We start from the raw sequence: 13743 nt of genomic DNA on the forward strand, positions 1-13743 counted from the left end.
CCGGGACATGGGCTGGTCCTCGAAGCTTCGCCTGACGTTTTTCCGCGACGTTGCTGACTTCGGCGCCATAGTGGCGCATGTCGGCGGGCGGCGCACGGCGACGGCGCTGACCTTCCTCATCCTGGGGAGCCTCACCGAAGGCACCTCGATCCTGCTGCTCGTCCCGCTGCTGCGCCTGATCGGCAGGGCCGAACAGGATTACGCAGTTCGAGTGCCGGAAGCCTTGCGTTGGCTGGTGCCCGGCGGAACGCTGTCGCTGGCGGCGGTGCTGTGTCTGCTTGTCGCGCTGGTGGCGCTGCAGGCGATTTTCAACCGCTTCAAGTCGGTCTACATGGCGCGGCTGCTCTACGATTTCGTCAACCGCGTGCGCATGAACCTGTTCGAAAGCATCGGCCGGGCGCGCTGGGGTGTTTTCACCCGCATCCGCAGCTCCGATCTCGACCACGCGCTGAACGGCGACGTCGACCGCGTGCAGGTAGCCGCCTTCTCACTGCTGATGCTCACCCAGGCGACATTGCTTCTCACCGGCTATCTCGTGGTCTCGCTGTTCATCTCGCCGGTGATGACGTCCTTCGCCATCCTCATCGGCCTGGTTCTGCTGGTTGCGCTGCAGCCGTTCCGGGCACGCGCTAGCGCCTATGGCCGCACGCTGACCGGCAACCGCCAGGACCAGTATCGCACGGTCGCCGAGTTCCTCGGCGGCATCAAGGTCGCCAAGAGCCTCAATATCGAGGCGAGCTACTTCGCCGAGCTCGGCGAGACGCTGGACCGGATGAAGGCCGACAACATCGCCTTTGTCCGCAACTCTTCGCTCGGCACCGCCCTGTTCCAGATGGCGAGCGTGATCGGGCTCAGCCTCTTCATCTATATCGCGCTGGTCCGCTTCCACCTGTCGCTTGCCGAGATCGTCGTGCTGCTCCTGGTCTTCATGCGGGTGGCGCCGCGCTTCATGGACATGCAGCTTCAAACCCAGCAGGTGCTGATCAACCTGCCGGCCTACGCTTCGATGCAAGCCCTTCAGGCCCGCTTCGACGCCGAGCGCGAGCCGACCCAAAGCATGGCCGAACGAGGCGCGAGACTGTCGCTCGAGACCGGCCTCAACATCAGCGAGGTATCGTTCGCCTATGGCGAGGGTGACGCAAGACCGGTGGTCAGCGATATCACCTTCGAGCTGCCCGCCGGCAAGGTGACGGCGCTGATCGGCCCTTCCGGTTCCGGCAAGAGCACGATCGCCGACATGCTGCTCGGCCTGCTCGAACCCACCAGCGGCCGGATCCTGGCCGACGGCGTGGAGATCACCGCGCAAAATCGCAGGGCGTGGCGTGATCAGGTTGCCTATGTACCGCAGGATGTGTTCCTGCTGCATGACACGATCGCCGCCAATCTTCGTCTTGCCGCGCCTGAGGCCAGCGACGAGGAGCTATGGGCGGCCCTGCGCAACGCCCATGCGGCCGATTTCGTGGAACGGTTGGCATCGCGGCTGGAGACGGTGGTGGGCGACCGCGGTGTCCGGCTTTCCGGCGGCGAGCGGCAGCGCATCGCCTTGGCGCGGGCGCTGCTGCGCAAGCCATCGCTGCTCATCCTCGACGAGGCGACGAGCGCGCTCGACTGGCAGAACCAGTCGCTGATCGCGCAATCGATCGAGGCTTTGCGCGGCCGGATGACGATTTTGACCATCGCGCACCGGCCGTCGATGATCGCCTTCGCCGACTGGGTCGTGGCCATCGAGAACGGGCGCACCGTCGAGGTCGGACAATATCGGCGGCTGAAGGCAAAAGCCGGCAGCCGGCTGGCCAGGATGCTGTCCGGCGAGCAGCCCGGGCAGGAGACCGCGCCCCCGGTCGAGGTCGCGCAGGACCCTCAGACCGGACGGTCAGTGGAGGCTGCGTCTGGCGCTTAGCTTTTCGCCGTCGGCGACCTTGTTCAGGATTGCGCCGCGGTCAGCTTCGCGGATCTTGTCGGCCGAAGTCGGCGTTGCCCTGCCGATCATGGCGAAGACCAGAAGGAAATAGCCTGCCTGGATGATCACGGCGCAAACGATGGCACGCAAGAGGATGGTGCCCGCCGACGCGCCGTCGAAATAAGACCAGCCGATGACGATCGCCAGCGCGAACATCAAGCCTATGATGAATTTTGGCAGAGACATGTTCGCCGGCCTCTCAACCGAGACGAGCATGCAGAAGCTGCGACTTACCCACCCGCGTAACTCCCCGTTGCGCCAAAGAACTTTCTGGCTGCCCAATCCGGCCGGTTGCTTCCGGCCTTCCTTACCCATGCAGACTATGACAGGAACAATTTGCGACTCTATTAAGGCAGGCTGATCGGAGCAAGGCCCGGCAGGTATGGTTTCCAACGATTTTACGAGATCGACTCTGCCATGCTGCGTCGCACACTGCGGCTTGAGCGGCTATTCAATGCCGCCCCATTCGCTTCAGTAAAACCCGCGACTTTGAATAGTATTTTACCTGGATAACTTACCGTTGCGAGTGCTTTTGGCGCCATGCAACGGCGTTTTGTCTGCAGCAAAGAACGCACTGTCCAAAAAAGGCCCGAAAGGCGGACTACATTTTCCTGATTTTCTATCACCTTGTCATAAACGCGCCACAAAGGCGAAAATTTGGGCAGGGAAGGTTTATTATTTAGTCAATTCATGACGTGAACATTTCAGCGCGATGGGAAATTGTGTGTTGCGCTGCAGCATTTTTTTGATATCTTGCCGTAAACCATCCGTTCAACGTATGGAGCTTCTGCATGAGGGATGTCGCCAAGTCGGCTAATGCGGGTTTTGCGCAGGTCGGCGTTGATTTTCCACCCCCCATCGGCGGTCTGCTCAAACGCAGCTTCGATATCGTCGGTTCCCTGTCAGGGCTGGTTCTGCTCAGCCCGCTTTTCCTGATGGTCGCCTTGCTGGTCAAGCTTTCGGACAACGGTCCGATCTTCTACGGCCACAAGCGAATCGGCCGTGGCGGCAGGATTTTCTCCTGCCTCAAATTCCGCACCATGGTGCCGGACGGCGAGCGCGTGCTTGCCGCCTATCTGGCGGCCAATCCGGAGGCCAACGCCGAATGGATCGCGACGCGCAAGCTGAAGAACGATCCGCGCGTCACCCGCGTCGGCGCGGTGCTTCGCAAGCTCAGCCTCGACGAGCTGCCGCAGATCCTCAACATCCTGCAGGGTGACATGAGCCTTGTCGGCCCGCGCCCGGTCGTGCGCGACGAGCTGGAAATCTATGGCAGCGCCGCCGTCTATTACCTGAAGTCACGTCCGGGTCTCACCGGGCTGTGGCAGGTGAGCGGCCGCAACGACGTATCCTATGACACGCGGGTCGCCTTCGATCGCCACTATGTCGAGAACTGGTCATTGTTCGAGGACATTCGCATCATCTTCAAGACAGTTCCTGCCGTGTGGATGTCGCGCGGCAGCTATTGACCGGAACTATCGACCAACAGGCCTGCCCCGCGGCAACTGGGGCAGGCATCCGGCAGTGATCTCATTCGGGCGGATGGGGCCAAAGCGGATCGGAAACGTTCATTTGACAAAAGACCTCTTCGGACTGTCTTTCGCCTGCAGTCTCATATCTCGGACACCAGCCCGCGTCGCGGGCTTCTTGCTTGCGGCGTCACTGGCCATGCCGCAATTCGCCGCCGCCGGCGACTATCAGCTCGGCCCCCAGGACAAGCTCAACATCCGCGTCGCCGAATGGCAGACCGTCGACGGCACGTTCCGCGACTGGTCGGCCATCAATGGCGAATATTCGGTCGGCCCGGCGGGAACGCTCTCGGTGCCGTTCGTCGGCGATATGCAGGCCGCCGGCAAGACGACGGCGGAGATCGCTTCGGCGATCGGACTCGCGCTGCAGCGTAAGCTAGCGCTGCCCGACAAGCCGGAAGCCTCGGTCGAGATGGCGCAGTTCCGGCCGTTCTATATTTCAGGCGAAGTCCAGAACCCCGGCCAGTTTCCCTTCGTGCCCGATCTGACGGTGCTCAAGGCAATCAGCATCGCCGGCGGCATAAGGCGCAATGCCGATTACGGCCCTCAGATCGAAAAGGATCTGATCACCGCCAAGGGCACCTATGACATCTATGACGACCAGCGCTTACGGCTGATGGTCAAGCGAGCCCGCATCGACGCCGACCTGGCCGGGAAGACGACTTTCGAGGTGCCTCAGGAAATCAAGGGCGATCCGAGATTGCCGACCATCGTCGCCGACGAAACGGCGATCCTGGTTTCCGACCAGAAGTCGCTGAAGCTGAAGCTCGATGCGCTCGACCAACTAAAGGGTGTTCTGCAGTCGGAAATCGAATCGCTGCAAAAGAAGATCGCCAACCAGCAGAAGCAGGTCGACCTGGCGGAGCAGCAGGCAAACAGCATCGGTCCGCTGGCGCAGAAAGGCCTGATTGCCAATGCGAGATTGCTTTCCTCGCAGCAGACGGTCACCGACCTGCAGGGCAAGATCCTGGACTACGAGACGGCTATCCTCACCGCCAAGCAGTCGATCAGCAAGGCAGAACAGGACGCCATCGATGCCCGTAACACACTGGGTTCGAGCCTCACTGCCGATCGGCAGCAAACGGAGGCGGACCTGAACGAGGCGGCCTTGAAGGTCGGCATGCAGAAGGGCTTGATCGCTCAGGCGTCGGATCCGGCAACGACTGCCGCCCTCACCGGCAGTCAGGAACCACCCCTGCTCTATTCGCTGGTGCGTGTCGCCGACGGCAAGACGAGCGAGATCGAGGCCAAGGAAGACACGCCTGTGCTGCCCGGCGACGTGATCAAGGTGAAGCTCGCGCCGACGGCCAGCCAGTAGCGCGCCGCCGGCACTAGCTTGCCCCGCAGCGAACCGTGGAACGGAGGCGGGAGGAACATGTCAGGCTCGTTCGCGCACAACGCGAGCGGGCGATCTGTTTGGACCGCTTGAAGGCATAGCATGCAGCCCGCAGCCCCGCGTCACGTGCATCTGAACCTCGACGCCATCCGCGGCGTGGCGGCGATCAGCGTCATGCTCTATCACTTCTCGCCGTTCCTGGCCGACGGCAAGGTGCTGCCGTCGAGCTATCTCGCAGTCGACCTTTTCTTCCTGCTGAGCGGCTTCGTCATAGCGCATGCCTATGACCGCAAGATCGAGAACGGCATGGGCTTCGGCTCGTTCGTGGCGATCCGCCTGATCCGGCTTTATCCGCTTTATCTCGCCGGCACGCTGCTCGGCTTCTTCTATCTGCTGGTCAAGAACAGGCTGATGCCGGCCGAGTACGTGCCGCTGTCCGAGATCGGCCTGCAGCTAACGACAGGCATGTTTTTCATCCCGCTGGTCAGCGACGCCTACCACACGATCTTCCCACTCAACCCCGCTTCGTGGTCGCTGTTCTTCGAGCTGATCGTCAACGTCGCCTATGTCGCGGTGTTCATCCTTTTGTCGCGGCGCGTGCTGACGGGAATCGTCGTCGTCAGCCTCGTCCTGCTCGTCGCCGCCTCTGTTTTCGCCGGCACACTGGATTTCGGCATGACCGGCAAGACCATCGTCAGCGGGCTGCCGCGCGTCACCTTCTCGTTCTTCCTCGGGGTGCTGCTTTGCCGCTCCATGGCGCGCTGGCAGGGCAGCGTCGGCTTCCTGCGGCGCGGCTTGTGGGTCGAAGGCGCGATCCTGCTCACCCTTGCCGTCTTCGCCATCGCACCGGCCGGCGGCGCGCGCGTTGTCTACGATCTTGCCGCAATCGTCATCGTCTTCCCGATCATGGTGGCGACCGGCGCAGTAGCGCCGACCGCACCGCTTCTGTCAGGTTTCTATGGCTGGCTCGGACGGATTTCCTACCCGATCTACATCATCCACACGCCGATGCTGATGATCATCGCCGGAGCCGGAAAGGCTTTCTCCATCGATCCTTTCGCACACCATCCCTGGTTCGGTATCGTCATGGCGGTCTCGGTCGTCGTGATCGCGGACATCGCCACGCGCGTTTATGACGAGCCGGTGCGGCGCTTCCTGCAGCGGCAGATGCAGCGCGCGCGAGCCGTGGCTTAGCGCGGCTCACTCAAGAAAGGCTCAACGGACAAGATCCGGCATGAAGATTCCGAAATCCATTCTGATCGATCCCGATCGCAACGAGACCTACGGCGCCTTAGCGGTCGCGGTTTCCGTGATCGCCTTCGCCTATTCGCCCAATTTCGGCCAGATCCTGATCCTCGCCTACTATGCCGTCTGGCTGCCGCTGCTGTTCGTCGACTACCGGCGCTTCACCTGGAGGCTTTCCACCGCGTGGCTGCCGATCACGCTTGCGCTCTATGTCTGCCTCTCGGTGTTCTGGTCCCAGGCGGCGGGCATCAGCGCGCGCGCGGCGGTGCAATATTCCTCGCATATCGCCTGCGCCTATGTCGCGGCGCGCACCATCAGCGTGCGCACGCTGGTGGTGGGCTCGCTGATCGGTATCTTCGTCGTTCTGCTCTATTCAATGAAAGTCGGCGCTTATGCGCTCGACATCATGGATGGCACGGTCAATTTCGTCGGTGCCTTCGGCTCCAAGAACCAGGTCGGCTTCTTCGCCTCGCTCGGCATCTTCTTTTGCCTTGCGTTCATGGTCTTCTATCGGCGCAATTGGCTGGGCTTCGCCTGGACCGCGCCAATCCTGCTTTTGTCGGTCTACATGCTGGCAATCGCCCATTCGGCGACTTCCGTGGCCTCGCTGCCGGCCGTGATCGGCGTCGTGTCGCTGCTCACCATGAGCAAGGTGCTGTCGCTGCGCTATCGCCGCGTGCTGTTCGTTGTCGGCGCCGGCGCGCTGGTGACCGCTGTCGTGGCAGCGCTCAATCTCGGCCTGCTGGATGTCGTGCTCGGCATCTTCGGCAAGGATTCAACGCTCACCGGCCGCACCTATCTGTGGGAGCAGGGCTGGGAGGCGGCGCAGCAGCATCCGCTGCTCGGCTATGGCTACGCCGCCTACTGGGTGCAGGGTTTTGCCGATCCGGAGCGACTGTGGGCGGAATTCTATATCTCGACCCGCTCGGGCTTCCACTTCCACAACACCTATGTCGAGACGCTGGTGGAAATCGGCTTCATCGGCGTCACCCTGCTGGCGCTGGTCATCCTGCGCGCTTTCTATGGCCATGTGTCGAAAGTGGTGTTCGGCGACTGGAGCGCCGATTCGGTGGTGCTTGCCGGCGCGATCGGACTGATGCTGATCCGCTCCTTCTTCGAGGTCGAGATGCTCGGCCCCTACTTCACGGCGTCCTTCATCGTCTATTACGGCCTGTTCAGGCTGACCCCGTTGCCGGCCTTCCGGCGCCGCAGGGTGGCCATTCCGGCCGAGGACGAGAGGCCTGCCAACGGCCGCGTCCCGGCGCCGGTCTGATCAGCGGGAGGTCGGCAAGGATCGCCAGGAAGGCGGTCGACAGGCCGGCGATCAGGCCCATGCCGGCGCCGGCCTTGCGCGAGCGCGACATAGACCGCCTAGCCAAGGTCGCGCGTGCCGACAAAGGAATTGCTCCAGCGGCGCGTCAGTCGTGCAAGTCCCGCGAAATCGCCGGCCCGATGCCGAAATCGGAGAACCTCGCCTCAAATCCTTCGCGCTGCGGCGAGCAGCACATCATGCCGACATCGACCGATTTCGAGACCGGGAAATAGGCCAGCCGCACCGGCTTCCAATGACCGTCGGCGGCATCCAGATATTGGATGCGGATCGCCTCGGCGTGACGGGTCAGGCGGATCCTGACGCCGTCCTTGCCGGCGGCAATGGCGACCAGCGACCAGTCGGAAGTGTCGTTGGTGACGACGACGGAGAAGTAAGCCAGGCCGTCCGTGTATTCGATGCCGGCCTTGATCCAGTGCGTTTCGCTCAGGCGCAGCATCAGCCCCGCCTGATCGTAGAGCACCTTGTAGTCGCCCTTGACGGTGACCTCGGCGCTGAAGTCACCCTCGACGGGACGGTAGAGGAAATGACCGTTGTCGCGCCAGAAGCCGTAAAAAGTCTCGCGCCAGAAGTCGGTGTCCTTGCCGGTGCGGACGGCGAGCGTGCCGTCGCCGACCGCGTGGTGCGGCGGCGGGTTCAGCCATGTCATGTCGGCCACGCTCATCGATCCGCTCCAGTTTTGATTAGCCCGCGAATGTATAGGCCGTCTTCACCGTGGTGTAGAACTCCATGGCGTAGCGGCCCTGCTCGCGCGGGCCATAGCTCGAGCCCTTGCGGCCGCCGAAAGGCACGTGGAAGTCGACGCCCGCCGTCGGCAGGTTGACCATCACCATGCCGGCTTCGGAATTGCGCTTGAAATGCGTCGCGTGCTTCAGGCTGGTCGTGCAGATGCCGGAGGTGAGGCCGAACGGCGTGTCGTTGGCGACCGCCAGCGCCTCGTCATAGTCCTTGACGCGGATGACGTTGGCAACCGGGCCAAAGATCTCCTCGCGCGAGATGCGCATGGCGTTGGTCGAGCCGACAAACAGCGCCGGCTGCAGATAGAAGCCCGGCGTGCCGCGCTCCAGCCGCTCGCCGCCGAAGGCGAGCGTTGCGCCTTCCCTGACACCGATCGCGATATAGTCTTCGTCCTGCTTGAGCTGGGTCTGGTCGACGACCGGGCCGATCTGGGTCTTGGCGTCCAGCGCATCGCCGATGACGAGCTTGTCAAGACGCTCCTTCACCGCATCGACGAAACGGTCGTGGATGCCGTCGGTGACGATGAGACGCGAGGACGCCGTGCAGCGCTGTCCGGTCGAGAAATAGGCGCCGTTGACGGCGCAGTCGACGGCCACCGCGAGGTCAGCATCGTCGAGCACGACCAGCGGGTTCTTGCCGCCCATCTCGAGCTGGAACTTGCGCATATGCTCGACGCTTGCCGCGGCGACGCGCTTGCCGGTGCCGACCGAGCCGGTGAAGGAGATGGCGTTGACGTCGGGGCTGTCGAGCATCGCCTGACCGACGACCGAGCCCTTGCCCATGACGAGGTTGAGCACGCCCTTGGGCAGGCCGGCGCGGTGCAGGATGTCGACGATGGTCCAGGCGCTTTCGGGAACGAGCTCAGCCGGCTTGAAGACGATCGTGTTGCCGTAGGCCAACGCCGGCGCGATCTTCCAGGCGGGAATGGCAATGGGGAAATTCCATGGCGTGATGATGCCGACGACGCCGACACCCTCGCGGGTCATCTCGACGCCGACGCCCGGCCGCACGCTCGGCACCATCTCGCCCGACAGGCGCAGCGTCTCGCCGGCGAAGAAGTCGAATATCTGCGCGGCGCGGATCGTCTCGCCGACGCCCTCGGCCAGCGTCTTGCCTTCTTCACGCGCGAGCGAGCGGCCGATCTCGTCCTTGCGCGCCATGATCTCGTCGGAGGTCTTCTTCAGCACGGCGTGGCGGGCCAGCGGGCCGGAGCGCGACCAGGCCGGAAAAGCCGCCTTGGCGGCGGCGATGGCCTGCTTTGCCTCCTCCGGCCCGGCTGAAGCGTATTCGCCGACGACGTCGTTGGTGTTCGAGGGGTTGATGTTGCGCGAGCCGGCCTCGCCAAGCCACTCGCCGTCGATCAGGTTCTTGCGGTGCAGGGTCATCTTGTTTTTCCTTGGGTTTTGGTCGCGGCGGCCTTCGGCCGGGTCAATTGTCGGACAAATGATATAGTCATTGCCCGAGAGGAGGTCTACCCGCGATCTTAAACCTAGAGCCAGTTCGCGTCAGGTCGAGAACGACCAGAACAAGCAGGCGAGCGTGACCGCGCCGAAGACGACGAAGAACAGGCTTCTGAGCAGGATGTTGCGGCGAAGCTCGTTCATGGTGAGGTGAGCCGCCACGATCGCTGCCACGAACAGGAAGCGCCAGTTGAAGAGCGCCCAAAGCACCTCATGCTGGCCGAAGGCCCATCTGGCGATCAGCGAGCCGACGATGGTCGCGAACAGCATGATCGTCGCCCAGAAGATCGCGTCGGCGGCATGGGTTAGCATGATACCGGCGGCGCGGATCGGCAGGATCATCATCAGCATGGCGCCGAAGAAATAGATGGCGGCAATGGCCAGGAAGGAGCCGGCATCGGCGATGCCGTCGAGACGCTTCACGCCGAACGCGCCGTAGGAATAGCCGTGCCTGGCAACCGCCAAAGAGAGCGCCATCAGCAGGGCGCTCAAAACCGTGACCAGTGCGAATGTGCCGAGAGCCTTGCTCATGCCGTTCCCTGTTGAGACGAATCAACAGGAGTCTAGCAATCAAAGCCGCAATTCACCTCTCGATATTCTCGAAGGCGCCGATGCCTTGAGCGATCAGATTGGTGGCCATGACCAGCGAAACGATCGCGCCCGAGTTGAAGACCACGACCCACCATTTGCCGCCGGTCAGGAAACCATAGCCTTCGGCGACGGCCAGGCCCCAGTCTGCCGAAGGCGGCTGGATGCCGAGGCCGAGAAAGCTCAGCGTCGCGATCGAGAAGAAGGCGTAGCCCAGCCGGGTGATGAGCTCGATCAGGATGGTCTCCCTGATGTTGGGCAGGATCTCCAGCACCATGATGGCGAAGGCATTCTCGCCGCCGAGGCGGGCGGCGCTGACATATTCGCGTTCCTTCTGCTCGCGCACCGCGGCGCGCACGGTCCTGGCCACCAGCGGCGCATAGGCGATGGCGATCACCAGGATGACGGTGAGGTTCGAAGGTCCGAGCGCCACCAGCGTCATGGTGACAAGCACGATGAAGGGGAAAGCCATCAGCGTGTCGAGCAGCCGCGCGCCGATAGCGTCGATCAGGCCATCGAAATAGCCGAGCACCAGGCCGATCAGGGTGCCGGCGGCGACGCCGCCCAACGTCGCGAGCGGCGCGACCAGCAGGATGTCGCGCGATCCGACGATGATGCGGGACAGCACGTCGCGGCCGAGATGATCGGTGCCGAACCAGTGCGCGGCGTCCGGCGGCGTCAGCGTGGCGAGGAAATCCTCGGCATAGGGATCGTAGGGCACCAGCCGGTCGCCGAACAGGGCGCAGGCGATCCAGAAGGCGAGGATGAGCGTTCCGATGATGACGGATACAGGAAGGCCGCGAACGGCGCGGCCCAGCCTGCCGGCGACCCGCAGGACAGCGGGCGCGTGCGACGGTGCCGGGAACTCCAGGAGATCCATCATAGCGACGCCCGCCGCCGTTGCCGCGGGTCGAGCAGCGCCTGGACGAGATCGCCGATGGCCGCCGACAGGACGAAGATCGTCGCCATGACCAGCACGCCTGCCTCGAGCATCGGGAAATCGCGCGACTTGGCTGCATTGAGCACAAGATTGCCGAGACCCTGGATGCCGAACAGCGCCTCGATCACCACCAGCCCGCCGAGCATGTAGCCGCTCTGCGTCGCCAGCACCGCGATGGTCGGCGTCAGCGCGTTGGGAAGCACGTGGCGGATAATGACCTGCCGGCGATCGAGCCCTTTCAGGATGGCGGTGCGCGTATAGTCGGCAGCCAAAGCCTCGATGACACCGGCCCGCGTCATGCGCGCCAGATAGCCGGCGAGGTTGAGCACCAGCGGCAGCGCCGGCAGGATGAGATAGTAGCCGCTCGTCCAGAAACCCGCGCCGTCAGGCGCGGCACCCGTGATCGGCAGCCAGTTCAGCCACAGGCCGAAGACCAGGAGCAGGAGCAGGCCGGAGACGAAATCCGGGACAATGCCGAAGGAGACGCCGGCGAGCACGATCAGCCGATCGGTGAGCCGACCCTGGTTGAGGCCGGCGACGATGCCCGCGCCGACACCCAGCGGCACAAGAAACAAGAGGATGATGCCCGCAAGGGCCGCCGAGCGGCCGAGGCTTGCCAGCACGAAGGGCGCGACCGGCGCACGCATCGACAGCGACGTGCCGAAATCGCCGCCAAGCGCCGCACTGAACCAGCGCCAATACTGGACAAGCACGGGCTGGTCGGCGCCGAGCTGTCTGTTCAGCGCCGCGACGGCCTGCGCATCGGCGAAGGGACCGAGCATAACGCGCGCGACATCGCCGGGCAGGACCTGCCCGGCGAGGAAGACCAGCGCGCTGAGCAGCCACAAGGTGAGGAGCAGCGAGGCAAGGCGCGCCGACAAGGTGCGGCCGTTCAGCATCCTGTGCCCCAGCCGATGTGACGTTTGCGCATCATGCCTGGACGAAGGAAACGCGGTCGAGCAGGAGATGCGAGATCGCCGTAAAGCGCACGCCCTCGACCTTCGCGCTGGCGATCCGGCTATACTGCGAGAAGTAGGAGATGATCTCCGGCGTCTCGTCGAGCAGCAGGGTCTGGATCTTGCCGGCCGCGATACGTTGCGTCTGCAGGTCGCGGGCCTTGCTGTATTCGACCAGCAAGGCGTCATAGTCCGCATTCTTGAAATGCGCGGCGTTCCACGCGCCGTCGCTCTTCAGCGTCGCGTTGAGGAAGATGTCAGGCGTGCCACGATGGCCGAAATCGGTGATGCCGAGATTGGAATCGAGCCATGGCGAGCTGCCGAAGGTCGCCGATCCGTAATAGGCATCCTGCGGCAGCACATTGAGCTTGATATCGATGCCGGCCTTCTTGGCAAAGTTCTGGATGATCACGGCGTAGTCGGGAATGTCGTAGGCGCGCTCGGTGGTCAGCGTCACCTCGAAGCCGTTGGGCACGCCGGCTTCGGCCAGCAGACGCTTGGCCTCGGCGATGTCCTGCTTGCGCTGCGGCACCGACGAATCGGCCGAGGGGAAGATCGGCGCGAAGGGCGTGTCGTTGCCGACGATGGCGCGCCCCTTGAGCAGGCCCTTGACGATGGCTTCGCGGTCGAGGGTGAGCGCCAGGGCGCGGCGGATGCGCTTGTCGGTGAACGGCGCCTGATCGGTCCTGAGATGCACGGCGTCATGCGAGCTCGCCTGCACGCTCAAAAGCTTGAAGTTGGCATTGCCCTCGATCGCCAGTTCCAGACGCGTGGTGCTCGGGATGACGTCGAGTTGGCCGGCCTGCAGCGCCACGACCTGCGCCTGCTCGTCGTCGAAGAATTTGATCTCGACGCGGTCGGGCAGCGCCTTGTCGCCCCAGTAATCGGGATTGCGCACGAAGCTGGCGCCCTGCTTGGGGCGGAAGGATTCAAGCTTGAACGGGCCGGTGCCGTTGAAATTCTTCTCGAAGTCGCCGGCATAGTCGGCCGGCAGGATCACGGCGTTGTAGACGTCGGAGGAGACATAGAAGGGGAAATTCGAGTTCGACTGGTCAAGATCGAAGGCGACCGTCTCGTCGTCGACGATCTTGGCGCCGCCCTTGGAGAGAATTCCCTTGTAGGCCGACAGAGCCGACGAGCCGCTGTTCGGATCGACCAGACGCTCGAAGCTCGCCACGACGTCCTTGGCGGTGACGGTGCGGCCGTCATGGAATTTCACGCCGGGGCGCAGCTTGAAGGTCCAGCGCTTGGCCGTCTCATCGGCTTCCCAGGACAGAGCAAGCTTCGGCTGCAGCCCGTCCTTGGGATCGTCGAGGATGAGATATTCGCCGACCTGGCTGAGAACGCCGATGCTGGCCGGATCGGTGACGGTGACCGGATCGATCGCCTTGGTCGGCTGGCCAAGCCCGACGCGGACGGTGCCGCCGGCAGTGGCCGCGCGGGCCTGACCGGAGAAGCCCAGCCCTTGCGAAGCGGCAAAGCCGGTCAGGCCGATCAGCGCGGCGTATTTCAACAGGTCGCGGCGCTTGAGATAGCCCTTGGCGTATTCATCGATGGCGACGTTCCAGATATCGCCGGAGAGATTGCGAAGGGCGTCGATTTCGTTGCGCTTGGTCATTTTTTGCCTCTGTGAAAATCGTGGTTTTTGAAATGAAGTGGAG

General features: G+C 63.4%; 12 protein-coding genes. 5 read left to right on the forward strand and 7 right to left on the reverse strand.

Features of this window, described 5'->3' with window-relative positions; genetic code table 11:
- Positions 1-7 precede the first annotated feature (7 nt).
- Positions 8-1900 carry an ABC transporter ATP-binding protein gene (locus E5X34_RS10735; protein ID WP_292563944.1) on the forward strand — a complete coding sequence of 631 codons (1893 nt, stop codon included), beginning with the start codon at positions 8-10 and terminating at the stop codon, positions 1898-1900.
- Here the strand turns inward: E5X34_RS10735 and E5X34_RS10740 are convergent.
- Positions 1874-2275: a hypothetical protein gene (locus E5X34_RS10740; protein ID WP_292563947.1), complete on the reverse strand. Its 402-nt coding sequence runs from the start codon at positions 2273-2275 to the stop codon at positions 1874-1876. The two genes, E5X34_RS10735 and E5X34_RS10740, sit on opposite strands and share 27 nt — an antisense overlap.
- A gap of 476 nt (positions 2276-2751) precedes the next feature.
- Between E5X34_RS10740 and E5X34_RS10745 the strand changes: the two genes are divergently transcribed.
- The 4 genes from E5X34_RS10745 to E5X34_RS10760 all read left to right on the forward strand — a co-directional run bounded on the left by E5X34_RS10745 (position 2752) and on the right by E5X34_RS10760 (position 7343).
- A complete protein-coding gene (locus tag E5X34_RS10745; RefSeq protein ID WP_042645112.1) occupies positions 2752-3429 on the forward strand; it encodes a sugar transferase in 678 nt (225 codons plus the stop codon).
- 199 nt (positions 3430-3628) lie between these two features.
- Positions 3629-4807, forward strand: coding sequence for a polysaccharide biosynthesis/export family protein (locus E5X34_RS10750; protein WP_292563949.1), 1179 nt, complete (start codon positions 3629-3631; stop codon positions 4805-4807).
- Between the two features lie 120 nt (positions 4808-4927).
- The gene (locus E5X34_RS10755) at positions 4928-6019 is read left to right on the forward strand and encodes an acyltransferase (protein ID WP_292563952.1); all 1092 of its coding nucleotides are present in this window, start codon (positions 4928-4930) and stop codon (positions 6017-6019) included.
- Between the two features lie 40 nt (positions 6020-6059).
- On the forward strand, positions 6060-7343 hold the full coding sequence (locus E5X34_RS10760; RefSeq protein ID WP_292563954.1) for an O-antigen ligase: 1284 nt from the start codon (positions 6060-6062) through the stop codon (positions 7341-7343).
- Positions 7344-7488: 145 nt separating this feature from the next.
- On the opposite strand, the gene E5X34_RS10765 is transcribed toward E5X34_RS10760, so the two are convergent.
- The 6 genes from E5X34_RS10765 to E5X34_RS10790 all read right to left on the reverse strand — a co-directional run bounded on the left by E5X34_RS10765 (position 7489) and on the right by E5X34_RS10790 (position 13700).
- Entirely contained in the window at positions 7489-8064 is a 576-nt protein-coding gene (locus E5X34_RS10765; RefSeq protein WP_292563956.1) for a DUF1349 domain-containing protein, read from the reverse strand.
- Positions 8065-8083: 19 nt separating this feature from the next.
- Positions 8084-9523, reverse strand: a complete 1440-nt coding sequence (locus E5X34_RS10770) for an aldehyde dehydrogenase family protein (RefSeq protein ID WP_292563957.1) — start codon at positions 9521-9523, stop codon at positions 8084-8086.
- Positions 9524-9643: 120 nt separating this feature from the next.
- Positions 9644-10129, reverse strand: coding sequence for a hypothetical protein (locus E5X34_RS10775; protein WP_292563960.1), 486 nt, complete (start codon positions 10127-10129; stop codon positions 9644-9646).
- Positions 10130-10181: 52 nt separating this feature from the next.
- Positions 10182-11069 carry an ABC transporter permease gene (locus tag E5X34_RS10780; RefSeq protein ID WP_292563963.1) on the reverse strand — a complete coding sequence of 296 codons (888 nt, stop codon included), beginning with the start codon at positions 11067-11069 and terminating at the stop codon, positions 10182-10184.
- Positions 11066-12025, reverse strand: coding sequence for an ABC transporter permease (locus E5X34_RS10785; RefSeq protein ID WP_292563966.1), 960 nt, complete (start codon positions 12023-12025; stop codon positions 11066-11068). Before E5X34_RS10785 ends, E5X34_RS10780 begins: the two co-directional genes overlap by 4 nt.
- A gap of 31 nt (positions 12026-12056) precedes the next feature.
- The gene (locus E5X34_RS10790) at positions 12057-13700 is read right to left on the reverse strand and encodes an ABC transporter substrate-binding protein (RefSeq protein WP_292563969.1); all 1644 of its coding nucleotides are present in this window, start codon (positions 13698-13700) and stop codon (positions 12057-12059) included.
- Between the last annotated feature and the right edge of the window lie 43 nt (positions 13701-13743).

Source organism: Mesorhizobium sp., from assembly GCF_004963255.1.
GTDB lineage: Bacteria > Pseudomonadota > Alphaproteobacteria > Rhizobiales > Rhizobiaceae > Mesorhizobium.

Bases quoted from the DNA above. Each gene is read 5' to 3' on its own strand.
- E5X34_RS10780 (WP_292563963.1), bottom strand. From the start codon at position 11,069: ATGATGGATCTCCTGGAGTTCCCGGCACCGTCGCACGCGCCCGCTGTC.
- E5X34_RS10770 (WP_292563957.1), bottom strand. From the start codon at position 9,523: ATGACCCTGCACCGCAAGAACCTGATCGACGGCGAGTGGCTTGGCGAG.
- E5X34_RS10765 (WP_292563956.1), bottom strand. From the start codon at position 8,064: ATGAGCGTGGCCGACATGACATGGCTGAACCCGCCGCCGCACCACGCG.
- E5X34_RS10785 (WP_292563966.1), bottom strand. From the start codon at position 12,025: ATGCTGAACGGCCGCACCTTGTCGGCGCGCCTTGCCTCGCTGCTCCTC.
- E5X34_RS10750 (WP_292563949.1), top strand. From the start codon at position 3,629: ATGCCGCAATTCGCCGCCGCCGGCGACTATCAGCTCGGCCCCCAGGAC.
- E5X34_RS10735 (WP_292563944.1), top strand. From the start codon at position 8: ATGGGCTGGTCCTCGAAGCTTCGCCTGACGTTTTTCCGCGACGTTGCT.
- E5X34_RS10790 (WP_292563969.1), bottom strand. From the start codon at position 13,700: ATGACCAAGCGCAACGAAATCGACGCCCTTCGCAATCTCTCCGGCGAT.
- E5X34_RS10745 (WP_042645112.1), top strand. From the start codon at position 2,752: ATGAGGGATGTCGCCAAGTCGGCTAATGCGGGTTTTGCGCAGGTCGGC.
- E5X34_RS10755 (WP_292563952.1), top strand. From the start codon at position 4,928: ATGCAGCCCGCAGCCCCGCGTCACGTGCATCTGAACCTCGACGCCATC.
- E5X34_RS10775 (WP_292563960.1), bottom strand. From the start codon at position 10,129: ATGAGCAAGGCTCTCGGCACATTCGCACTGGTCACGGTTTTGAGCGCC.
- E5X34_RS10740 (WP_292563947.1), bottom strand. From the start codon at position 2,275: ATGGGTAAGGAAGGCCGGAAGCAACCGGCCGGATTGGGCAGCCAGAAA.
- E5X34_RS10760 (WP_292563954.1), top strand. From the start codon at position 6,060: ATGAAGATTCCGAAATCCATTCTGATCGATCCCGATCGCAACGAGACC.